We start from the raw sequence: 21,096 nt of genomic DNA, 5'->3' as shown, positions 1-21,096 counted from the left end.
CCGTCGCGGCATTCTCCTTACATCTTCTCCCGCACCATTCGGAAGCTGACGCGCGTTAGCACGATTGCTATCACGTGTTAGCTGACGATAAAAGAGGGTGTTCTAAAGATTTAATTCAATGAAAGATGATTTACTGCGTAGGCATTCGCCGAGGACCGCAGGTTCAGCCTTTCTTTCGCGATCGGCGCTTCCACTTTGCGGCTAGAGCCTCGACGTTTTTGCGGAGATTGGCGGCGTCAACATCGCCCGGATCGTAGTGTGCGTGGCCCGACCATTCGACAAGTTCGTGGTGACGCGCATGGTTGGTGTCCGCAATGGCTTCGCGGAACTCTTGATAGCCCCAGGGACCGCCGACATCCTCCGGTGGACACCGTCCGACAACATCGAGAAGGAATGGATCGTCGAAGCCGGCCGTCGCTGGAAAGATCTTTTCGATTTTCACGGTGTGCGTCCAGCCGTCGCCGAAGTCATAGAGAAACTTGAATGACTTCGCACCGATATCTTCGATGGCAGCAAGAAGCGTTTCCTTGCGTGCATCGATGGGACCACCAAAGCCGCCATCAGGCAGGCCGAACCCGATGTCACGGATCCTGAACTCATACAGATGGCTGTTGGTCCAGCCGAAAGCCTCCTGAAGGACCTCATGAAGCCGGTCAAGCCGAATGCGGAATGGCACGACAACGCGCCGCATCACCAAGGGATCAACGTCCTCGAGCGTGATCTTCAAGCGACCGAGAGGACCTGCCATCAGGCCGCCTGCCTCAGTGGCGATGTTGCGGTTTTCCGCCAATTCCAGGGGAGAAGCTCATCGATCCGGCTGGCTGGATGATCGGCGATGCGGGCGAGAACATCAGCAAGCCACGCCTGTGGGTCAATGCGGTTCATTTTCGCGGTGACGATCAGGCTGTACATGGTGCCGCCCTTTGTCCTCCGCGATCGGAACCGGCAAATAGCCAGGCCTTTCGTCCGAGCGCCACACCGCGCAGAGATCGCTCCGCGCAATTGTTCGACAGGCAGATACGGCCGTCGTCGAGGAAGCGGGTGAAGGATTCCCAACGGTTCAGCATGTAGTCAAACGCCTTTGCCAAGTCACTGTCGCGCGGCAACCTGGCGCGGTGTTCTCGTATCCATATTTCCATGTCGCCGATCAGCGGTTTTGATAACTGCTGGCGGATTGCTTTCCTCTCATCGGAAGTGCGGCCATTGATCTGGCGTTCGATGTCGAACAACGCGTCGATCCGCTGCACCATGTTCAAGGCGACCGGCGAGATGACGGCGGCACTTTTACCCTGCGCTTTTCGGCGCGCGTTGGTCTCCAGATCGGCTTGCGCAAAGAATGGTCGCCTCGCATGCGCCCAACACGCCGCCTCATGAATCGGGCCCGGACTTCGATCAGGAAGATAAAGCTGGCCATAGCCCGTATAGGCATCCGCCTGAAGGATGCCGCTATAATTGGCCAGATGCGCCTGCGGATGTTCGCCGGCACGGTCCCGGGAATAATAAAACATCGCCGACGGAGGTGCCGTTCCGCCAAACGGAGCATCGTCCTTGACGTAGCTCCATATCCGACCGGTGACGGTCTTGCCGAGAGCGAGAACGGCACGGTCGTGTCATCACCGTGGATCCGTTCAGACGCGAACGTGTGGCTTTCAATCCGCCGCACCAGCGGATCAAGGACCTGGCAGCACGCGCCAATCGCGTCTGCTGCTGTCGACAGGCTGATTGGCACGCCTTCCAGGGCAAAACGTTCGACTTGGCGATTGAGGGGAATGTGCTGGCCGAACTTGTCGCAGAGCATCATCGCCAAAAGGCTCGGACCAGCCCATCCCCTCGGGATGACATGGAAGGGTGCAGGTGCCTGACTGATCTTCTCACAGTCGCGGCAGGTGAACTTTTCCCGCACCGTCTGAATGACCTTCCAGCTCCGCGGTACGCTCTCCATCGTTTCGGTGATGTCTTCGCCGAGCTTGCGAAGCCGTTCACCGCCACAGCAGCTGCAGGCAACCGGGCCTGGCACCACGACACGCTCTCGCGGCAGATGTTCCGGGAATGGCTTCTTGACCGGCCGCTTGCGCGTAAAGCCGGTGACCGCAATCGCAGCCGCCGCAGCAACGGCCATCTCGGCAGCAAGCTCATCTTCGGTCGCCGTCGCTTCGGCGTCCTCAAGCATCAGCTCCATCTGCGTAATCAGCCGCGCCGTCCGTTCCGACTTCTGACCGCGCAGTTCCCGTTGCAGCTTTTCGATATAGACTTTCTGGCGAAGAATGATGGCCTGATCGTCGGCCTCCTTGGTCTTGGCGACAGCCAATTCGGCCAAAGCAGCAGCACGCTCCGCCCGCGCTGTCGCCAGCTCTGCCTCCAGGGCAGCGGCATGATTACGGTAATTTTCCGAGCCGCTTTCCATGCTCGAAGTCAATCACAAAACCACTGATTTGCATAGGTTTTCTTGATGCCAATGGCGGCAAATCCCGCCCAAAAAGACACTATCCAGCGCTCGTCGGCCGCCATGTCTGCTGCGGGTTTCGCCAGTCAATCCCCTCAAGCAAATAGGACATCTGGCCAGCCGTCAGCGCAATCGCTCCACCCTCCGTCGCCGGCCAAATGAAACGGCCGCGCTCGAGCCGCTTTGCGTATAGCGAAAGCCCAATTCCGTCATGCCAAAGAGCCTTGATCAGCCGGCCGCTTTTCCCGCGGAAGACAAAAACGTCACCCTTGAACGGGTCTCGACCCAGACCTTCCTGCACGATCAGAGCCAGGCCCTGCATTCCCTTGCGCATATCGCAATGGCCGCTCGCAATCCAAACCCGCACGCTCGAACTGATCGGGATCATTTGAGCGCACGCATCACTGCTGCGGCAAGATCACAAGGCGCGCCGGACGCAATCCTCACATTGATACCGTTCGCAAAGTCCACAACGATGGTTGCCGCACAACCATCGCCGTTGCCAGGAACGTCCAGGACAGTCGCCGGCACGAAAGCGGGCCCATCTTTCACAGACAGCGCTTGGCGCCGCCACGTGTAGAGCAGCCCCGTCGAAACATCAAAACGACGCGCTACCTCCGAGACATTTGCCCCCGGAGCAAATGCTGCCTCCAGAATTTCCAGCCGTTCGTCCGGTGACCAACGACGACGCCTTTCTTGACCCGTCAGCAAAATGGCCTGTGCCATAGTTCCTCATTGCGCTCTTAAGTCCACTCTCAAGAGCGCAAAATCACGATATCGCCAAAAACTCGCAAGGCGGTCCACGCCGGAGGGATACTTTACTGCCGACCAAAAAGCGTCGCAGGGCCCGGCAAGCCTTGCACGAGCCATGCTCCGATGCAGGCCAGGAATGATTGTGATCTAAGGCGAAGCCTTATGCCTCTTGGGTCGACCTTCGGACCTTGAGCTGCGTCTTTACGACGACGTTCCGCTCGCTCGGCTGACGTCCAGACATCAATTCCACAAGCATTTCCGCAGCGAGCTTTCCGCAAAGGTACGGCTCGCTCGTAACTGTAGTTAAGGACGGCCGACAGAAGGACGCCGCAGTGATGTCGTCTACACTGGCAACAGCAATGTCGCCCGGGATCGCCAACCCGCTGTCCAGAATCGCTGCCATGGCTCCGATCGCAACCGCATCGCTGCTCGCAAACACAGCGTCAGGACGAGGCGCGGCATCGAGCAGTTCCTTCATTTTCACGTAGCCGCTCTCCATGCTGAAGTTGGCATGGAGGATCGCGCTTGGGTCGAAATTAAGTCCAGCCTGCTGCAAAGCCAAGCGGTAGCCCGCGATGCGTTGATCGACTACATTCACGCCGGAGGCAGCGTAGCCGATGTGAGCAATCCTCCGTCGCCCGATGGAGATCAGATGCTGGGTGGCGTCGAAGCCGATCTGATGATCGTCCGCCGACACCGAATACTCTCCCCACCCCCCATGCGTGCCCATCAAGACGACCGGATGACCGGACTCCACCAGTTTGATGAGCGACTGGCTGTTCGAATCTGGATTCTCGACGATGATCCCGTCGATGCGGCCAGACTCCATGAGCTCTTCAAGCGGGTCTCCAGAGTCGCCCCGGTCGGCACTTTCCACCAGCACCCGATACCCGCCTGCCCTTGTTGCATTCATGATGCCGTTCAGAAGCGGCAGGAGATAAGGATCCACCTCGAGCAGTGCCAAGTCGCGAATCAGAAGCCCGATCGTCTGCGTTTTGCCACTCGCCAGACTTCGACCCACTACATTAGGCTTATAGTTCAGCTCCTCCGCTGCATGTCGGATCCGCGCGACAGTCTCATCGCTAATACGGGCCGTCTTCGCCCGCCCCGATAAAACAAGCGAAACGGCAGCTCGCGATACCTGTGCTAATTGCGCTACGTCGTTGGCAGTCGGCTTGGTTTTCATACAATTCCTATAGTGCGCCTCTGCGGTCTTGACAAGCGATCTGACGCGATGCTAACACGTGTTAGCCGTGATGATGAAGCGCGTTAGCAAGCTCGACGGCATTTATTTTCCTGGAGGAGGAAAAATGAACACAACCAAGACTTTCAAGGTTGCTGCGGCAACTGCGCTTTTGACGGCAGGTCTGAGCATCGCATCTGCAGCCCGTGCCGAAACCTATCATTGGTTCAGGGCTGTGCCAGAACGGGAAGGGACATCTCAGGCAATCAAGGCCCTGATCGCCAAATACAAGGAAACGCATCCTGACTTCGATATCCAGATCGAGTGGGCCACGGATCGTCCCTCGTATCTTCAGAAACTCAAGATTCTCGCCACAAGCGATGAACTTCCGGACCTCTTCGACTCCGACGCCGAGCCATACTTTGCGCAGCTCGCCGCAAACGGCATGGTCGCGAACATCGGCAACATTTTCGACGAGCTCAAGATCACGGACAAGTTCTTCCCGCTCGCGCTGGACTACGAACGCCTCGACGATGGCTCTCTGTTCCTGATCCCGTGGCAGTCGAACACCGAATATTTTTGGTATCATCCATCGGCCTTCGAGAAGGTCGGGGTCGAGGTTCCGAAGACACTCGACGATTTCAAGAAGGCGTGCGAGACACTGGCTAAGTCCAGCAAGGTGTCAATCTCAATCGACGGCAAAGATTACTGGCCTGTCTTTCGCTATCTGTCGCTGCCTGCATTCCGCGAGACGGGCAATCAGTTCCTCACGGACTTGAAGAACGGCAAAGCCTCGATGACGGATCCGGTCGGCGTCGAGTCCGCGAAATTCCTGCAGGATGTCGGCAAGAACTGCTTTCAGCAGGGTTGGACGACTGCGGACTATACGACCGCGCTGAACCTCTTCCTGAGCGGTGACGCGGCTATTCATTATGTCGGCACTTGGGAGCTTCCATCGATGCTCGACGAAAAGGGCAACCTGAAGAATGATATCAAATATTTCAAGATGCCCGTCATCGATGGGAAGATGGCGACCAAGCCGATGGATTTCTATGCCCACGCTGGTATCGGCACGGCCATCAAGGCTGGGTCCGATACGGACGAGATGAAGGATTTTCTGAAGTTCTTTGCGGAAAACTTCGGAGACATGATGATGTACGATTATCATGTCCTGCCATCGCTGAAGCCAACGATCAAACCGGAGCTGCCCCAAATCTACAAGGACATCCTTGATGATGTGTCCAAGGTAGGCACCTACACGCATGTCTGGGACGTGAAGCTCGATCCGAACACCGTCGATGTGCTCTATCGACAAAGCCAGTTGCTGGTCCTCGGCCAGACCTCTCCCGAACAGTTCGGGAAGGAAATCGATGAGGCAGTCAAGCAGTATAACGCCGGAAAGTAAGCAGCGCCCGTAGCAAGCTCTCTCTCCCCTTGCACTGGCGCGCGGCCTTCCGTGTAGACTGGGAGGCCGCAAATGCGCGCTCATTGGGACCTATCATGAATCTTAAGAATCGAAATCTGACCGCCTGGCTGTTCGTGTTGCCAGCCTTGTTGATTTTCGTCGGCCTGGTGATCATTCCAATCGGGTGGTCATTATCTCTCAGCACCTTCCGGTGGAACGGCATCAGCCGAGCAACCTTTGTCGGCTTCGACAACTACATCCAGATGGCAGGGGACAGGGTATTCCGGCAAGCTTTCATAAACTCGCTGATTTTCTCTCTTGGCGGCGCGATCGTGCAGCTATTTTTCGGGATGGCGATGGCCGTGGTGCTTTTGAGCTTGCCAGCTTTCCGTAATCTCACGAGAGCTGTCTTCTTCATTCCCAGTATCATTTCGTCAGTCGCGATTTCACAGATCTTCGCGCAGCTATTGGCTGTCAATCCGGAGGGGATCATCAACGGGCTACTGGGGCTGTTTGGCCTGAGTTCGTATAAGACCGCCTTCCTTGGGGATCCCAACCTTTCCCTGGCGATCGTCACCCTCGTGGACGCCTACAAATTCTGCGCGATCTATATGGCGATCTACTACGCCGCTCTCGCCTCGATTGATGGCGAGCTAATCGACGCGGCACACATCGATGGTGCGAATTGGTTGCAAACCCTTTATCAAATCAGGATCCCGGTCATTCGTGGGACGGTGATCGCAACCATTGTGCTGGTGATAAGCGGCACGCTCAAGGGCTTCGACATCTCGTTTATCATGACCAATGGTGGGCCAGGTGTATCGAGCGAACTCGTCTCCACGTACCTTTATAAGACACTCTTCAACTCTTCAAACTTCGGCTACGGCAGCGCCATTGCAGTCTTCCTGGCGGTTGAATGCCTCGCTGCAGTCCTGATCATCCAGTCTGTTTTTGGTGCGGAGGAAAAGCGCTGATGTCCAGCTCGCAACGCGTTCCTCGTTTCGGTGGTGTTGTGGCCGCCTTTCCGTTCATGGCGGCCAGTTTCTTCCTTGTGATCCAGCTCTTCCCGCTGATCTGGATCATCATGTCTTCTCTGAAGTCGCCGGCAGAAATCGCGACAGGTCCGACCTACACCCTTCCCAGCCATCTGGATTTCGAAAACTACGCTCGCGCCTTCATGACCTCGGGCTTGCTCCGATACATAGTCAACAGCGCGATCGCGGCGGCCTTGACAATCGGGCTGACGATCGTGCTCGCGGCGCCTGCCGCATTTGCGATCGAGAAGCTGCGCTTCCCCGGCGCGCGGTTCGTCCTGGGGTTTTTCCTCCTCGGTCTCATGGTGCCGATCTTCGTATCGCTGCTTCCCATCTTCCAAGTATTCGGGTGGCTGGGGCTGCGTCGGACTTTCTGGTCGGTCGTCCTTCCGCAGGTGGCCTTCAACCTCCCGATGGCGATCTACATTTACACGGGGTTCATGCGGAACATCCCAGATGCGCTCATAGAAGCCGCCACGATCGACGGGGCCAGCCCAGCCCGCGTCTTCTGGCAGATAATCGTCCCGCTTTCTATGAACGCAACGATCACCATCGCCGTATTCAACTTCATGTTCGTGTGGAACGAGTTCGTCTTCGCGAACACGTTCCTGACGACCGCGAAACTCAAGACGCTTCCGATCGGGCTTTTCGATTTCGTTGGGCAGTACGGGAAACAGGATCTTGGTGCGACCTATGCCGCAATTGTCGTCTCGGTGATCCCGACGCTGTTTCTGTATGCGTTCCTCAATCGGCGTGTCGTTGAAGGAATGTCCGCGGGTGCGCTCAAAAGCTGATGCCCCTTAGCCAAAACACTTTAGGAAAACGCCATGTCTGGCATTCACATACGCAATCTCAACAAGCGCTTCGGCGCAGTGGAAGTCCTCAAGGACATCAATCTTGAAATCGGCAACGGCGAGTTCGTCGTGTTCGTCGGTCCATCCGGATGCGGAAAGTCAACGCTGCTTCGCTGCATCTCGGGACTGGAACAGATCTCGGACGGTGTGCTGGAAATTGACGGCAAGCATGCCAACGACAGGACGCCGTCGGAGCGAGGCGTTGCGATGGTTTTTCAATCCTACGCGCTTTATCCTCATATGACGGTCTTCGATAACATGGCGTATTCGCTCCGGCTCGCGCGAACATCAAAATCGGAACTGGAAAGCAAGGTGCGCGCCGTATCTGAAAAACTTCATCTCACGGATTATCTGGATCGCTACCCCCGCCAACTGTCCGGAGGTCAGCGCCAGCGCGTAGCCATTGGTCGCTCGATCGTTCGGGACCCAAAGGTCTTCCTTTTTGACGAACCTCTGTCAAACCTCGACGCCAGCCTTCGCGTGCAGTTGCGCATCGAGATCGTCAAACTCAAGAGATCCCTTCCCGATACCGCGATGATCTATGTAACGCACGACCAGGTCGAAGCGATGACTATGGCGGATCGGATAGTTGTGTTGCGGGACGGTAAGGTCGAGCAGGTCGGAACGCCGCTTGAACTTTACGAAAAGCCAGGCTCACTGTTCGTCGCGCAATTTATCGGGTCGCCGAAGATGAATTTGATGAGGGGTGAAGCGGCGGCCCCATTCGGAGCTGATGTTGTCGGCGTCCGTCCGGAGCACCTCGAGATCGTCCAGGACGGCCCGTGGCGCGGAAGCGTGATCTACACGGAAAACCTGGGATCGGACTCTTTCGTTTATGTCGACATTGGGGAACCCGACCCGGTCATCATCCGTCACGAAGGAACGATCTCCTATCAGCCCGGGGAAGCGATCGTGTTCGCTCCGAGAAATAATCGCTACCATCTCTTCAGTAAAGATGGACGGCCTGTGATGCCGCTGACCGTGCTGACTCCAGATTGAATGCAACGCGGGTTGGCATCTCTATGACCTGGTCCTCCATAGCCACCATTAGATGCTGGCTAAAAATCTCCGCCGGTGTCTGAAATCCCAGGCACTTGCGAGGCGTGGCGTTGAGCCGGTCACATAAGGAACGGGTCTCCTGATTGGCCACATCCAGCACGATTGTTTCCAGGGCAGGTAGCGACGAACCCGTTTGTTGGTGTTCTCGACCGCGCCATTTGGCGTACCAAAAACCTCCAAGGCTCTAATCGCAGCCGGATGAAGTACAATGGCAGGCAGGGTCATTAAACTCGCACGCGATCTTCCGGGCGGCCTGATGATCGTATCCGAAGCTGCAAGGCCCCTCAAATATCACCTTTGGCCGGTTCAGAGCGTCCAAATCCCGCAGCGTCAACTGGGATGGGGATCTCCCAATGCGCGTCTGTGCGAAAGCAAACAGGAGCCTGAAGGTGTCGCGATAGGAGGCGATGGTGTTGGGACTGACACCTCGATGCTTCATAAGCCGATCCGTAAACCACCGCTCGATTAGCACGGGCAGGTCGTTCGTGTGTCTCATGACCGGACCTCCCAACGCTTATCCAATCGCCGTACGGCATGGTTCATCAGTTCCGGCGTGGCCGACAGATACCAATAGGTGTCGCGAACATTGGCATGGCCGAGGAAGGTTGAGAGAACCGGCAGCTCGCGTTCCACATCTTCGCCGGGGCAATGCCAGTTGATCAGGGTCTGGACGGCGAAACGGTGACGAAGATCATGAATCCGTGGGCCATCTCAATTCCCCTCCTGTCGTAATCCGATTTGCCGGGATAGTCGCCAGAACACGCGATGCACGTATTGATGCAGCAATCTGCCGCCTTGTTCGGCGACGAAGAAATAGGGACTGCTCGGCGTACCAAGGTGTGCATCGCGTCGGGCGGGGTAGCCCGAAAGGACAGCAATTGTCGTGGCATGCAGCGGGACCAGCCGTGACTTGCCAAACTTTGTCTCTCGGATGGTGAGGACGCGCTGGTCGAGATCGACATCGGCCCGGAGCAGGCTGAGCGCTTCGGAATGGCGCAGTCCGGCCACTGCTATCAGCCCGAACAGGCAGTGATATGTCCAGCGCCGCAGAGCGTTGGCCGGCGGCAACGACAGTGCCGCCGCCAAAAGTGTCTGAATCTCGATCTCGCTATAGATGTAGGGCTTTGTCCGCCGTGCCGGTGCTACAGCGTCGCTTGGTAGCACTTCTGTCAAAGGATCGAAATAACTGAGGTGCTGGGCAAAGCAGCGCACATCAGACAGGCGGATGGACCAGCTTGGCTGCCGGCCCATCGAGGTGACCCACTCCATTGCCAGATCATTCGTGATGGTCTCGGCGCCGCGGGATTCCATGAAAGCGACGAACTCCGACAATCGTTTTGCCGGACCGTCATATTTGTATCCCAGCCCTTGGCGCATGCCGATGTAGCGCTCAAACGCGGTGCCAAGCCGGCTCATTGGACACCTCCCGGCCAGGGTAGGCTCAGTTCACGCAGCTTATCAATATCGAGCTTGGCATAGATTCTTGTACTGTCGATGCTTCGATGGCGGAGCAGTTGGCCGATCTCAGCAAAGCTGGCGCCCGATCGCAAAAGGTCAGTCGCAAGGCTGTGGCGGAAAAGATGGGCGCCGTGATGCGCATAGCCTTCAATGTCGGCCTGTTCGAGTGCTTGCTTAGCGATCCATGTGATCGCGCTGCCAGATGTAAAACCCACGTGCGGGGCGAGTGTTCGTAGGAAAAGTCGTCGACATGCCGAGGCTGGACGCCCATGTCGGATATAAGCGACGAGTGCTGTTCCGACGTCGTGACGCAGCGGCATAGTCGCTTGGCGTTGTCCCTTTCCGTGTACGAGGATCGTGCCCGACTGCCAGTCGATATCGTCAAGATTGAGGTTGGAAACTTCGCTGGCGCGCAAACCGAGCTTGGCGAGGATCATCAGAACCGCGTAGTCCCGACGACCCATTGCCGTCGTCCGATCACAGGCATCGAGAACCTTCTGGACTTTCTCGGGCGGGAGAAATGTTGGAAGGCCGGCAAGTCGCCAGCGGCGGATGGACGGCACACAGCCAGCGAGCGGCATCGAGATGAAGCCCTTCAGATGCAAATAGCGCAGGAAGGCACGCACAACCCCGCACATGGCTTTGCCACTGTCGGCGGAACCATCGAGCGCATGTCGCTCGACATAACGATCACGGTCTGCGGGGTGAGCGCTGCAAACCCGTCTACGCCTAAAGGGCACACCTCCCGGAGAAATCGAAGCGACAGAAGCTTGTGGCTCCCCACAGTCGCGGCGGCGAGCCCTCTCTCAGTCGAGAGATATTGCCCGAATACATCGACGATCTTCTCGTGCTCACTGCGCAGAATCGGAAGTGCGGCTGGTATTAAGCCTTTCTCCCGTAACGCCAAAAGCAAGCGGCGGAGTGCCGATCGATCGCCCGAGTCGGGCTTCCAGTGCTTGAAACGATGCTCAAGAAAGCGGTCGACGTAAACCTCGCTTAAATCCTGCGGAGCATGTCCATTGCCAACATGCCAGTCCATCAGATCCCGAAACAGGCTCAGCGAGCGCCACGTGCAATGCCGACCCAAACCTTCGTTCGACATTTTGGCGGCGTAAACGCCCGCAAACTCCCGATACGGACCATAGACCAGCTTCCGGTATAGGGCGCTGCGATTCAAATAGTCAGTTGCGTTCATGTGTCCTCTCCTTCGCGTCAACTGCGACGGAGAGACCCTAAACTATGCCGACTAGCTGCCCGCTATGATGCCGGAAACGTTGGCAAAAAGTTGATTAATCGGCATAGTTCGACGGTCGGCATAAACGTGCAAACTCAACGCCGTCGATCCTCAAGCCTATCTGACCAGCACACTCACAGCCATCGTCAACGGGCATAAACAGAGCCAGATCGATGAACTCTTGCCGTGGAACTATCCGGTCGCGAAGGCCCGTGCCCGAGACCGCAGTTGCGTCAAGGCGATCATGCTGTTCTAAAACATTGGGGCAAGTGGTTGTAACGCACTTCTCTTCTTTCGATTCCTCTATACTTTGGCGATGACGGTCTCAGCCTTCTGTCGAAGTAGACTAGTCGAATGTCAAATGAGTTACGGCGAGAAGGCTACGACATCGCCCGCTGCGCTGACGTTCAGGGCGTGTTCTCTTCGGAGCGGCTCCAAGATCGGCCGCGGTCGATCTCATAGCGGGCGTTCGCTCCGATCCACCTTTCACCAACCGACTAACCATTGGAATTTTCTAGGCGCGCCCTACAACGTAGGCATGCAGTAGCGTTCGACTTTGAAGGAGAATGGCATGCCGTGCAGGTTTATCGTGGTCGCAGCATCGCTGCTGCTCTGGAGTGCTTCGCTAACCGCCGCTCATTCGGAAGAGGCGTTCGAAGACAAACTGTTAACGACACCCGCGACCCCTGAAGTCATCGACAAGGGGCTGGAAGCCGATGGGTATCAACTCGGGATTTCCGCATATTACTGGGGCTATCCATTGGTCAGGATGGAACGAGTTGTCCGCTCCTATTCTGATGTTTCGAGCGACGTACCAGCCACCAGTTATCGCGCTCCTGTCAATCAGATCGGCTGGGCGCGTGAGTTGGCGACACCGTCTGCCAAGGATATGCCGACGGCCAACAACGACACGTACTACATGAGCGCCGTTGTCGTTCTCGATGAACCCTATGTGCTCTCGGTGTTGATTTCCACTGAGAACTGACCCGGTAGCCCAGGATATTTCCATCGAGAATTGACCCATGTTTGAACCTTGCCCTGCGTGTTTTCAGCGGGGGCTACGGAGTGATCGACATGGCGTTACTGAGCGTGATCCGACGCTGGCATTTTCGAGACCACATATCGATCCGGGACATTTGCCGCAGGACCGGCCTATCCCGGAATACCATCCGCAAATATCTCCGGCTTGATGGCGTGGAACCATCGTTCAAGGTGCCGGAGCGGCCGAGCAAGCTTGATCCTTTTGCCGACCGGCTGTCAGCGTGGCTGCGGACGGAAGCCAAAAAGAACCGGAAGCAGCGGCGCAACCTGAAGCAATTACATGCCGATCTGGTGAGCCTTGGCTACGAGGGATCGTATGGTCGGGTTGCTGCTTTTGCTCGGGAATGGAAAGCTGATCTGCAAAGGGAGCTGCAGACATCGGGACGTGGGACGTTCGTTCCGCTGGCCTTTGATCCGGGTGAGGCCTTCCAGTTCGACTGGTCGGAAGACTGGGCAATCATCGGCAATGAGCGCACCAAACTGCAGGTGGCCCATACAAAGCTTAGCTATTCCAGGGCGTTCATCGTCCGGGCGTATCTTCTGCAGACGCACGAGATGCTGTTCGATGCCCATAACCACGCGTTCCGTGTCTTCGGCGGGGTGCCGCGGCGCGGCATCTACGACAACATGCGCACGGCAATCGATAAGATTGGACGCGGCAAGGAGCGCGACGTCAACATCCGCTTTATGGCAATGGCCAGCCACTACCTCTATGAGCCGGAGTTCTGCAATCCGGCGTCTGGTTGGGAGAAAGGCCAGGTCGAGAAGAATGTTCAGGATTCGCGCCATCGGTTCTTTCAACCGACACCACGCTTTCCATCGTTGGAAGCCCTGAACGACTGGCTGGAGCTTCGATGCAAGGAGGTTTGGCAGCAGACCCCGCATGGAAAGATGCGTGGCACTATCGCTGACCTCCTGGCCGAGGAAACAAAAACTCTGATGCCAACGGCGCGTGTCTTCGATGGTTTTGTCGAGCATAGCAAACGGGTGTCCCCAACCTGCCTGGTTCACTTCGATCGCAATCGCTACAGCGTTCCGGCATCCTTTGCCAACCGACCCGTCAGCATTCGAGTTTATCCAGACCGTATCGTTGTTGCAGCGGAGGGTCTGATCATATGCGAGCATCTTCGCGTCATCAGCCGGTCGCATGACGGACCTGGGCAGACGATTTACGATTGGCGGCACTATCTCGCGGTCGTGCAACGCAAACCTGGCGCTCTTCGCAATGGTGCGCCGTTCGTCGATCTTCCCGAAGCCTTCAGAACGCTGCAGCAGCACCTGCTCAAAAAGCCGGGTGGCGATCGAGAGATGGTCGATATTCTGGCGCTTGTTCTCCAGCACGACGAACAGGCAGTGCTATCGGCAGTCGATATGGCTTTGACGTCCGGAGTTCCGACCAAAACCCATGTGCTAAACCTGTTGCATCGCCTCGTCGATGGCAAATCCTCGACACCACCTACGATCGACGCGCCGCAAGCTCTTACACTTGCCAACGAGCCCAAGGCCAATGTCGAACGCTACGATACCCTGAGGAAGACTGCGGAGGTCCGCCATGCGTCATAACCCAGCCAGCGGAGCGATCGTTATCATGCTGCGCCAACTGAAGATGCACGGCATGGCTCAGGCAATCGGTGAGCTCACCGAACAAGGATCGCCAGCTTTTGAGGCTGCCATTCCTATTCTGTCGCAACTGCTCAAAGCGGAAACGGCAGAGCGGGAGGTTAGATCAACCGCCTATCAGCTCAAAATTGCCCGCTTCCCGGCCTATCGCGATCTCAACGGCTTCGACTTCTCCAGCAGCGAGATCAACGAGGCGCTCGTGCGCCAACTCCATCGCTGCGACTTCCTCGATGATGCCAACAACATCGTGCTGGTCGGCGGACCTGGGACAGGCAAAACCCATATTGCCACCGCTCTCGGTATCCAGGCAATCGAGCATCATCACAAACGCGTCCGGTTCTTCTCAACAGTCGAACTGGTCAACGCGCTTGAACAGGAGAAGACGCAAGGTCGCTCAGGGCAGATCGCCAATCGGCTTGTCCATTCCGATCTCGTCATCCTCGACGAATTGGGCTACCTGCCGTTCAGCGCGTCGGGAGGAGCTTTGCTGTTCCATCTCCTGAGCAGGCTCTACGAACGTACCAGTGTCGTCATCACCACCAACCTGAGCTTCAGCGAATGGGCCAGCGTCTTTGGCGATGCCAAGATGACCACGGCGCTGCTCGACCGCCTGACCCACCACTGCCACATCCTCGAAACCGGAAACGACAGCTTCCGCTTCAAGAATAGCTCAGCTCATGAACCGAAAAACACGAAGGAGAAAAACAGGAACTTGACCTCTACACCAGACCCGAAACATATCTAAAAGGCGGGTCAAATCTCGGTGGAAATACCGGGTCAGTTCTCAGTGGAAATCAACAAAGTGAGCTTCGGCAACAAATCTATACGAGTACAGAGGCGCCCCTGGATCTTTGTCTCATGCAGGCACCTTGCATCTATCGTCAGGCGGCGCTTGAAGCGCTGTTGCGAACGAATACAAACCACCGTGAAGTCATGACCGGAAACAGTGTTCAGTCCGTCCGCAGCGCAGTGATTTCTGGCTTAGGGATCAGCGTGCTGGGAGCTTCGTGCTTGGGGGCGGGATTACGGCCATCTCGACGAATGCACGATCTGGAGGCGCTCCCGCTGGCGACGATCAGTCTACACGGGCGAGATCATCGAAAAGATGACGTGGTGACCGTCATGCGGGAAGTTCTAGCTGATCACTTGCGGAGTGACCTGCCATTGAACTTTCCTCCAGAGGCGATTAACGCCTAGCACGACTTCAGCAGGCGACGTGATAGACGACGTTTCCCGACAAGCAGCCACTGGGGCCGATCAGGGCGCCATTGCCGCAGTTGATGCAGAACGCTTTCTTGCTCTCGCAATTTGCAGAAGCAGCTAAGCTCTCAATAGGGCGGATTAAACAGGTGAACAACATTCCCGCTACCGATGACGACAATTTTCAGACCTACGTATTAGGTAAAGAGGGCGTCACCGTTGTCCGATTTTGGGCAACATTGTGCCCACCTGAACTGCACCCCATTTCGACCGGACAGTCGGCATAAGCAGAAGGCTCAAGCACAGGCTTGGGTATAGGCTTATGTCTAACGAGTATCGACACGTTGAATTGCTGACAGGAGATGTCCGCCGCAGGCGATGGACAACCGAGCAGGGGTCGTTTGGCTATCGTTACTAGAAGTCCAGGGGATACCAGCGGGATCTCGCTCGATCGGTACTGCGCTCCGGCAGACTTGGCGAAGACACCGGGGCACCCTCGTCGACTGTTGCTGCTTGAGCATATAGCTCAAGGGGAAGCGATTGGGTGAATAAATATAGTCAACGACCAGTCTGATTCTCATCACGATCGATCGGCCTTTTGCGAGAACTCACGCCGATCAGCTCGTAGGGTTTGCCCCGGTCCCCAAGCTTGACCGCAGACTGGAAAGTGTCAATTCGAATCCGGATGCACCATCCAGCATTCGCTCCATCATGAGTGCCCCCTCAAGTGAGGTGACAACAAGGCGCGCTGCAGCGCGGCCTTCAAGATTGCTGTTCACCTGACGATTTCGCAAACCCTCTTCGTATACTTTTTGTACCCACTCAAGATGTTCACGGAAAAATGCTTCAGTCCCTGCCCGCAACTCTTCTGGCAAGATCTCGAGTTCGGCTGTAAGGGCCGCACAGAGGCAACCCAAACCTTTGTCCACTCCGGTAAGATAAAGCCGACCATAGGCATCTATTCGATCCAGTGCGTTGTCCGAATGTGCCTCTATTCTTGTCAGGGCATTTTTGTAACGCTGCCTGTAACTATCAAGAACCGTAGAGACCATTATTTCTTTTGTCGGGAAATGATAATGAATACTCGCCTTCCGAATTCCCACCCGTTCTGATACGTCTGCATAGCTGAAGCCGGAATACCCCCTGCGGCGTACAAGGTTTTCTGCATGTCTCAGCAGTTCATCGCGCATTTCAGACACGCCGTATCTCCTTTCCAAGCAAGCTATCGATAAGTAGATAGGCAACCGGACGACGAATTGCAACGAAAACGTCGGTTATATGGAGCCGCTCAACCGCGGGCGCCTGTAGCCGCAGGGATTAGTTACTCAAACGACTCTCGATAAGCGAACAATCCCGGCGCCCCGCCCGTCATAAGGAAAAGTACATTCTCGTTGTCCTTCACTACTCCGGAGCGAATCGCGTGAAGCATGCCTGCGAAAGCCTTGCCGGTATAAACGGGATCGACGAGCAAGCCCTCGGTCTGCGCGAGAGTGCTGATCGCGTCCCTCCCATGCTTCGACATGACACCGTAGCTATCTCCGAGTTGGCTGTCATCAACGTGGATTTCCGCCTGCGGGATACCCTCCTCGAAACCGAGCATCGATAGTAGTCTGTCTGTCAAATCTAACGTTCGAGCTTCAGTCGCCGCCGCAGAATCAAAGACGCAGTATCCAACGACATTTCGGTTGTTGCCGCTGAGTGCCCGGAAACCTGCAAGCAGGCCGGCATGCGTGCCGCTGCTGCCCGTTGCGGTAAAGATCCGATCAAATCTAATGTCGTTCGATCGTTCCTGCTCTAGTATTTCGCCGGCGCAATCGACATATCCAAGGCTGCCGCAAGGAGACGAGCCTCCAAGGCCGACAGAGTACGCTTTACGCCCCTGGCGTTGCAACACCCGGGCACGTTCGTGCGCCATGGCCAACGTGTCCGTATCCTTTGAGAAGGTGTGAACCGTTGCGCCAAACAGTTTGTTGAGCAACTGGTTGCCATTCGACTGGTAGGCTTGTGTTTCGTTCGGTACCAGGGTCGAGAGCATCAGTTCACATGCCAAGCCTGCTTTTGCAGCTGCGGCAGCGGTAATACGTGCGTGATTTGATTGCAGTCCGCCGGTCGTAATGATCGTGTCGCATCCATTTTTCAGAGCATCACCGATCAAAAACTCAAGCTTCCTCAGCTTGTTTCCCCCCATGCCGATCCCTATGAGGTCGTCGCGTTTGACATAGATCCGAACGCTTGTGCCGAGTGCCTTCTCAAGCCTGCGTAGCCGTTGAATCGGGGTTGGACCATCGAGGAGAGGAAAATGCGGGAAATCGTCTCGCAGCCTTTGGCGGGTCATGCTCATCAACGTTCATCCTTGATTCTGATATCTTATAGAAAGGATCGGCCGCGTTAGCAGCCGATCCGCGAAGCCTTTTTGGCGGCTCTAGGAATCTTGCTTCAGCACTTCGCTTGAATAAGACGTGCTGGCATCGCCAACAGCAGAAGTGCCGCTCCGGCAATTAGAACCCCGGCAAAAACATACAAGCCGATGTCAGTGCTTCCCGTCTGCGCCTTGATCGCACCGATCACCGTCGGGCTAACGAAACCGCCGATCAGAGCGAGCGAGTTAATCAGAGCGATGCCACCCGCCGCCGCGGTCCCAGACAAATAACGCGTGGGAATGGTCCAGAATACCGGCATCGCCGCGAAAACACCAACCGCGGCGACCGTAAGGCACGCAAGCCCAATGATCAGATTTGTCGTAAAGAACGTGCTGGCGACAAGCGCGGTCGCGCTGATCACCATGCATGTCGCGAGATGCCAACGCCGCTCGCCAGTCGCATCAGAACGCCGGCTAATGACGACCATGCCTATAGTGCTCGCAAGATAGGGGATTGCTGTTAGGAGGCCGATATGGAACGGGTCGGCAATGCCATAGCCCTTCACCATACCTGGCAACCAGAAACCGAGGACATAGATACCGGACGCCACGGCGAAGTAGACGGCCGCAAGCGCGTAGATCCGCGGATCACGAATGGCATCTTTCATCGAGTGCCGGCCGGATTGATCGGTCGGGCTCTTGATGTCTTCGGTGATTTGCGTGCGTTCCCGGTCGGACAACCAGCTTGCCTTCGACGGCCCGTCAATAAGCATCAGACCCGCAACGATACCCAACACCACGGCCGGAAGGCCTTCGATGAGAAACATCCATTGCCAACCATGCCACCCGTTCACGCCCTCCATGTGGCTCATGATCCAGCCAGACAATGGACCGCCGACGACACCGGCAATGGCGATTGCGGACATGAAGATGGCGATGATACCACCACGCATGCGTGCTGGAAACCAATAGGTGAGGTACAGGATGATGCCGGGGAAGAAGCCCGCTTCAAAAGCGCCGAGCAGGAAGCGCGCGATGTAAAACTGCATCGGCGTCTGCACGAACATCATGGCGGAGGAGACCAGACCCCAGCAGATCATAATCCGCATGATCGTCTTACGCGCTCCGATCTTAGTCAGGAGCAGGTTGCTCGGGACTTCGAACAGGACATAGCCTGCGAAGAAAATTCCAGCGCCCAAGCCGTAGACAGCATCGCTGAAACTGAGATCCTGCTGCATGCGCAACGCAGCAAAGCCGATATTAACGCGATCCAGATAGGCCACGATGTAGCTTACGAACAGCAGTGGCAAAATTTTCCATGCTACCCGTTTGTAGAGATTGTCAGTGTCTGTCGATGGCAAGGCCGTCGCCGCGGAATCGTACGATGTCATTCTACTTCCTCCCAGAGTCGAATTGTTGATGAACTGATGGCGGCCCAGGGTTACAGGCCGAGATAGCCCCCCCGCTCCTTGGCCGGATGCGCGGCAAGTGCCGTCTCGATCGGCTCGCAGCCCCAACCTGGCCGGTCCGGTACGACGATCGCGCCGTTCTCGATGATCGGTGCGTTGGTGAAGAGCGCGTCGTCCCAGGCGAGACGATCGACGTCATGTTCCATAATCCGCAGATTCGGCACCGCCGCCGCGAAGTGGACGTTCATCATCGTTGCGAGATGGCTATAGAAATTGTGCGGTGCCACGTTCACATCGAAGGCTTCGGCCGTATTGGCAATCTTCATCGACTGCCAAACACCGTTCCAGACGACATCAATGATCGCAACGTCGACAGCCTGTGACTGGAAGTAAGGCAAGTACTGCCGCACCCCGAACAGGGTTTCGAGGGAACTGATGGGGGCATGGCTTTGCTGGCGAATGTAGGCGAGAGCCTCAGGATTGTAGATGTCCAACTCGCACCAGAGGAAATCGAAATCCGACAGTGCGCGGATCAAGCGGACATACCCCTCCGTTCTGGCGTTGAAATTGAAATCGACAAGCAGCTCAACATCGGGACCGAGACCATCCTTGAGCGCTTCGAGGTGAGCGCGCACGTTGCGGATCAGCGTCTTGTCGATATTGAGTTCGGGTTTATAGGGCGCGCCGAAACCCGCATGCCATTGTTTGGGTCGCCCCTCTCCGTGAAGAAACAGGTTCGTCTTGGCCGCACCGATACCGCTGTTGCGCGCATCAAGCCCCGCTTGCTTCACATCGTCCAGCGTATCGATCTTCGGCGAATAAAACGATGGATGTGAAATGCGCCAGGTCGCGCAATGCGACCAGTAAATTGGGATGGCGTCACGGTGCTTGCCGCCAAGAAGCTCATAGCACGGAACCCCGAAATCCTTGGCCTTAATATCCAAGAGAGCATTCTCGATGGCTCCGAGTGCTTCTGCCGCCAGACCGTATGGTGCGGGCCTGATCGACGCAGCGAGAACCCCATAGATCCGCTCGTGATCGGTGACCGAACTGCCGATGACACGCTGTCCAAACCGGCGGATCACATCGGTTAATCCCGGCGGACCGTAAGCTTCATCGTACTCGCTCCAGCCGACGAGCCCTGTATCCGTCGTTATTTTCAGGAAGTTGTAATTTCGCCAGCCCGCGTCACAGGCAAGCGTCTCCACCCGTTCGATCTTCATCCCGCATTCCTCCCAGAACTAAATTGGATGCCGATATTACTTGCCTATCTACTAGTAGAGTGTTAGGTTGTCAATCACGTATTGATCGCAATCGTCCGCACCTTTCATCAGAAGGCGGAACGCAGGCCTTACGTCCCAGGCTGGAAAGATCCGTCTGCGGAACATCGACCAATGACTCCAAGGAGGCTCAATTGACTGCTACGAAGAAGCCCTTCGCCGACATCAAGGCGATCCGTGAAACGCAGGACGTCGTCCGCAACCAGCCGGAACTCGGAAAAGTCACGTTCAAAGTCAAAGGCAGGTCCAACGGCGGTCTTGCAATCGCTTCGCAGACCGGTCCCCTCATTCAAAACGGGCTGGCAGACAATACGCGTGACGGAAAGTTTTCTCTTATTGGCGATGAGCCTGTGGCACTGCTGGGCACCGACACCGGTGTCAGCCCCGCTGAATACGTCCTTCAGGCACTTGCCGGCTGCTATATCGTAACCCTGGCCTCCATGGCTGCCAGCAAAGGGATCGATCTCAGCGGACTCGAACTCGACCTGGGCTTCGATATCGATCTCAACGGCTTCCTGGGTCTTGACGAGACGGTCCGCAAGGGTGCGCAGGCGATCAATGTCGACGTCAAGCTAACCAGCGACGCGGCAAACCGCGAGCAGCTCGAGGAGTTGGTACGCGAACTGCCGAACAATTCCCCGATCCACGACACGCTGGCCAATCCGGTCAAGATTGCAGCGCGTCTGGTTTGACCGATCGTGGCCGGCGGGGAGCCCCTCCTCGCCGGCACACCAATTCATGTTCGTCACCAAAACTCAACCGAG

At 56.5% G+C, this 21,096-nt stretch carries 19 protein-coding genes and 5 pseudogenes; 10 read left to right on the top strand and 14 right to left on the bottom strand.

Annotation, left to right across the window (positions count from 1 at the left end):
- Window positions 1-163 precede the first annotated feature (163 nt).
- The 5 genes and pseudogenes from ACZ5A6_RS24155 to ACZ5A6_RS24135 form a co-directional block, all read right to left on the bottom strand.
- Complete coding sequence (locus ACZ5A6_RS24155) at window positions 164-748, bottom strand: plasmid pRiA4b ORF-3 family protein (RefSeq protein ID WP_464111552.1); 585 nt, start codon at window positions 746-748, stop codon at window positions 164-166.
- A pseudogene (gene tnpC, locus ACZ5A6_RS24150) lies at window positions 748-2,404 on the bottom strand (IS66 family transposase). Before tnpC ends, ACZ5A6_RS24155 begins: the two are co-directional and overlap by 1 nt.
- A gap of 79 nt (window positions 2,405-2,483) precedes the next feature.
- Window positions 2,484-2,831, bottom strand: coding sequence for an IS66 family insertion sequence element accessory protein TnpB (gene tnpB / locus ACZ5A6_RS24145; RefSeq protein WP_046119556.1), 348 nt, complete (start codon window positions 2,829-2,831; stop codon window positions 2,484-2,486).
- Window positions 2,828-3,169 (bottom strand): IS66-like element accessory protein TnpA, encoded by a 342-nt coding sequence (tnpA, locus tag ACZ5A6_RS24140; protein WP_112402774.1) that lies wholly within the window; start codon window positions 3,167-3,169, stop codon window positions 2,828-2,830. The genes tnpB and tnpA overlap by 4 nt, the downstream gene beginning before the upstream one ends.
- Window positions 3,170-3,356: 187 nt before the next feature.
- The gene (locus ACZ5A6_RS24135; protein ID WP_112402773.1) at window positions 3,357-4,382 is read right to left on the bottom strand and encodes a LacI family DNA-binding transcriptional regulator; all 1,026 of its coding nucleotides are present in this window, start codon (window positions 4,380-4,382) and stop codon (window positions 3,357-3,359) included.
- 124 nt (window positions 4,383-4,506) lie between these two features.
- Here ACZ5A6_RS24135 and ACZ5A6_RS24130 point away from each other — a divergent pair, with 124 nt between their 5' ends.
- The 4 genes from ACZ5A6_RS24130 (at window position 4,507) to ACZ5A6_RS24115 (ending at window position 8,671) form a co-directional block, all read left to right on the top strand.
- Window positions 4,507-5,784 (top strand): ABC transporter substrate-binding protein, encoded by a 1,278-nt coding sequence (locus ACZ5A6_RS24130; protein ID WP_162714151.1) that lies wholly within the window; start codon window positions 4,507-4,509, stop codon window positions 5,782-5,784.
- 95 nt (window positions 5,785-5,879) lie between these two features.
- On the top strand, window positions 5,880-6,758 hold the full coding sequence (locus ACZ5A6_RS24125) for a carbohydrate ABC transporter permease (protein WP_464111551.1): 879 nt from the start codon (window positions 5,880-5,882) through the stop codon (window positions 6,756-6,758).
- Window positions 6,758-7,612: a carbohydrate ABC transporter permease gene (locus ACZ5A6_RS24120; protein ID WP_112402770.1), complete on the top strand. Its 855-nt coding sequence runs from the start codon at window positions 6,758-6,760 to the stop codon at window positions 7,610-7,612. The genes ACZ5A6_RS24125 and ACZ5A6_RS24120 overlap by 1 nt, the downstream gene beginning before the upstream one ends.
- Window positions 7,613-7,645: 33 nt before the next feature.
- Complete coding sequence (locus ACZ5A6_RS24115) at window positions 7,646-8,671, top strand: ABC transporter ATP-binding protein (RefSeq protein WP_112402769.1); 1,026 nt, start codon at window positions 7,646-7,648, stop codon at window positions 8,669-8,671.
- A 46-nt stretch (window positions 8,672-8,717) separates the two neighbouring features.
- Here ACZ5A6_RS24115 and ACZ5A6_RS24110 read toward each other — a convergent pair.
- The 5 genes and pseudogenes from ACZ5A6_RS24110 to ACZ5A6_RS24090 all read right to left on the bottom strand — a co-directional run.
- A pseudogene (locus ACZ5A6_RS24110) lies at window positions 8,718-8,887 on the bottom strand (IS30 family transposase); the annotation flags it as partial.
- 154 nt (window positions 8,888-9,041) lie between these two features.
- Window positions 9,042-9,227, bottom strand: a pseudogene (locus tag ACZ5A6_RS24105) (site-specific integrase); the annotation flags it as partial.
- A pseudogene (locus ACZ5A6_RS24100) lies at window positions 9,224-10,147 on the bottom strand (tyrosine-type recombinase/integrase). The pseudogenes ACZ5A6_RS24105 and ACZ5A6_RS24100, both read right to left, overlap by 4 nt.
- Window positions 10,144-10,827 carry a site-specific integrase gene (locus ACZ5A6_RS24095; RefSeq protein WP_464111550.1) on the bottom strand — a complete coding sequence of 228 codons (684 nt, stop codon included), beginning with the start codon at window positions 10,825-10,827 and terminating at the stop codon, window positions 10,144-10,146. The pseudogene ACZ5A6_RS24100 and the gene ACZ5A6_RS24095 overlap by 4 nt, the downstream one beginning before the upstream one ends.
- A complete protein-coding gene (locus tag ACZ5A6_RS24090; protein WP_464111549.1) occupies window positions 10,785-11,384 on the bottom strand; it encodes a hypothetical protein in 600 nt (199 codons plus the stop codon). Before ACZ5A6_RS24090 ends, ACZ5A6_RS24095 begins: the two co-directional genes overlap by 43 nt.
- A gap of 124 nt (window positions 11,385-11,508) precedes the next feature.
- Between ACZ5A6_RS24090 and ACZ5A6_RS24085 the strand changes: the two are divergent.
- The 5 genes and pseudogenes from ACZ5A6_RS24085 to ACZ5A6_RS24065 all read left to right on the top strand — a co-directional run.
- Window positions 11,509-11,679, top strand: a pseudogene (locus ACZ5A6_RS24085) (transposase domain-containing protein); the annotation flags it as partial.
- A gap of 315 nt (window positions 11,680-11,994) precedes the next feature.
- Complete coding sequence (locus ACZ5A6_RS24080) at window positions 11,995-12,408, top strand: DUF1254 domain-containing protein (RefSeq protein WP_464111548.1); 414 nt, start codon at window positions 11,995-11,997, stop codon at window positions 12,406-12,408.
- Between the two features lie 89 nt (window positions 12,409-12,497).
- Window positions 12,498-14,027 carry an IS21 family transposase gene (istA, locus tag ACZ5A6_RS24075; protein WP_111796982.1) on the top strand — a complete coding sequence of 510 codons (1,530 nt, stop codon included), beginning with the start codon at window positions 12,498-12,500 and terminating at the stop codon, window positions 14,025-14,027.
- Window positions 14,017-14,829 (top strand): IS21-like element helper ATPase IstB, encoded by an 813-nt coding sequence (gene istB, locus ACZ5A6_RS24070; RefSeq protein WP_111796911.1) that lies wholly within the window; start codon window positions 14,017-14,019, stop codon window positions 14,827-14,829. The genes istA and istB overlap by 11 nt, the downstream gene beginning before the upstream one ends.
- Before the next feature lie 113 nt (window positions 14,830-14,942).
- Window positions 14,943-15,281: a LysR substrate-binding domain-containing protein gene (locus ACZ5A6_RS24065; protein ID WP_368045870.1), complete on the top strand. Its 339-nt coding sequence runs from the start codon at window positions 14,943-14,945 to the stop codon at window positions 15,279-15,281.
- Window positions 15,282-15,901: 620 nt separating this feature from the next.
- Here ACZ5A6_RS24065 and ACZ5A6_RS24060 read toward each other — a convergent pair.
- The 4 genes from ACZ5A6_RS24060 to ACZ5A6_RS24045 all read right to left on the bottom strand — a co-directional run bounded on the left by ACZ5A6_RS24060 (window position 15,902) and on the right by ACZ5A6_RS24045 (window position 20,275).
- Window positions 15,902-16,474 (bottom strand): TetR/AcrR family transcriptional regulator, encoded by a 573-nt coding sequence (locus tag ACZ5A6_RS24060; protein WP_112402588.1) that lies wholly within the window; start codon window positions 16,472-16,474, stop codon window positions 15,902-15,904.
- A 131-nt stretch (window positions 16,475-16,605) separates the two neighbouring features.
- The gene (locus ACZ5A6_RS24055) at window positions 16,606-17,625 is read right to left on the bottom strand and encodes a D-cysteine desulfhydrase family protein (RefSeq protein WP_112402589.1); all 1,020 of its coding nucleotides are present in this window, start codon (window positions 17,623-17,625) and stop codon (window positions 16,606-16,608) included.
- A gap of 95 nt (window positions 17,626-17,720) precedes the next feature.
- Entirely contained in the window at window positions 17,721-19,034 is a 1,314-nt protein-coding gene (locus tag ACZ5A6_RS24050; RefSeq protein ID WP_112402590.1) for an MFS transporter, read from the bottom strand.
- 50 nt (window positions 19,035-19,084) lie between these two features.
- A complete protein-coding gene (locus tag ACZ5A6_RS24045) occupies window positions 19,085-20,275 on the bottom strand; it encodes a mandelate racemase/muconate lactonizing enzyme family protein (RefSeq protein WP_112402591.1) in 1,191 nt (396 codons plus the stop codon).
- A gap of 191 nt (window positions 20,276-20,466) precedes the next feature.
- Between ACZ5A6_RS24045 and ACZ5A6_RS24040 the strand changes: the two genes are divergently transcribed.
- Window positions 20,467-21,024, top strand: a complete 558-nt coding sequence (locus ACZ5A6_RS24040) for an OsmC family protein (protein ID WP_112402592.1) — start codon at window positions 20,467-20,469, stop codon at window positions 21,022-21,024.
- The last annotated feature ends 72 nt before the right edge of the window (window positions 21,025-21,096 follow it).

This window comes from Agrobacterium sp. 6Ca8 (assembly GCF_055382765.1).
The sequence above is the reverse complement of the archived record's forward strand: the minus strand, read 5'-3'. Positions and strand labels throughout refer to the sequence as shown.

Bases quoted from the DNA above. Each gene is read 5' to 3' on its own strand.
- istA (WP_111796982.1), top strand. From the start codon at position 12,498: ATGGCGTTACTGAGCGTGATCCGACGCTGGCATTTTCGAGACCACATA.
- ACZ5A6_RS24045 (WP_112402591.1), bottom strand. From the start codon at position 20,275: ATGAAGATCGAACGGGTGGAGACGCTTGCCTGTGACGCGGGCTGGCGA.
- tnpA (WP_112402774.1), bottom strand. From the start codon at position 3,169: ATGGCACAGGCCATTTTGCTGACGGGTCAAGAAAGGCGTCGTCGTTGG.
- ACZ5A6_RS24080 (WP_464111548.1), top strand. From the start codon at position 11,995: ATGCCGTGCAGGTTTATCGTGGTCGCAGCATCGCTGCTGCTCTGGAGT.
- ACZ5A6_RS24050 (WP_112402590.1), bottom strand. From the start codon at position 19,034: ATGACATCGTACGATTCCGCGGCGACGGCCTTGCCATCGACAGACACT.
- ACZ5A6_RS24155 (WP_464111552.1), bottom strand. From the start codon at position 748: ATGGCAGGTCCTCTCGGTCGCTTGAAGATCACGCTCGAGGACGTTGAT.
- ACZ5A6_RS24125 (WP_464111551.1), top strand. From the start codon at position 5,880: ATGAATCTTAAGAATCGAAATCTGACCGCCTGGCTGTTCGTGTTGCCA.
- ACZ5A6_RS24055 (WP_112402589.1), bottom strand. From the start codon at position 17,625: ATGAGCATGACCCGCCAAAGGCTGCGAGACGATTTCCCGCATTTTCCT.
- ACZ5A6_RS24135 (WP_112402773.1), bottom strand. From the start codon at position 4,382: ATGAAAACCAAGCCGACTGCCAACGACGTAGCGCAATTAGCACAGGTA.
- ACZ5A6_RS24095 (WP_464111550.1), bottom strand. From the start codon at position 10,827: ATGTGCGGGGTTGTGCGTGCCTTCCTGCGCTATTTGCATCTGAAGGGC.
- ACZ5A6_RS24065 (WP_368045870.1), top strand. From the start codon at position 14,943: ATGCAGGCACCTTGCATCTATCGTCAGGCGGCGCTTGAAGCGCTGTTG.
- ACZ5A6_RS24120 (WP_112402770.1), top strand. From the start codon at position 6,758: ATGTCCAGCTCGCAACGCGTTCCTCGTTTCGGTGGTGTTGTGGCCGCC.
- istB (WP_111796911.1), top strand. From the start codon at position 14,017: ATGCGTCATAACCCAGCCAGCGGAGCGATCGTTATCATGCTGCGCCAA.
- ACZ5A6_RS24130 (WP_162714151.1), top strand. From the start codon at position 4,507: ATGAACACAACCAAGACTTTCAAGGTTGCTGCGGCAACTGCGCTTTTG.
- ACZ5A6_RS24115 (WP_112402769.1), top strand. From the start codon at position 7,646: ATGTCTGGCATTCACATACGCAATCTCAACAAGCGCTTCGGCGCAGTG.
- tnpB (WP_046119556.1), bottom strand. From the start codon at position 2,831: ATGATCCCGATCAGTTCGAGCGTGCGGGTTTGGATTGCGAGCGGCCAT.
- ACZ5A6_RS24060 (WP_112402588.1), bottom strand. From the start codon at position 16,474: ATGCGCGATGAACTGCTGAGACATGCAGAAAACCTTGTACGCCGCAGG.
- ACZ5A6_RS24090 (WP_464111549.1), bottom strand. From the start codon at position 11,384: ATGAACGCAACTGACTATTTGAATCGCAGCGCCCTATACCGGAAGCTG.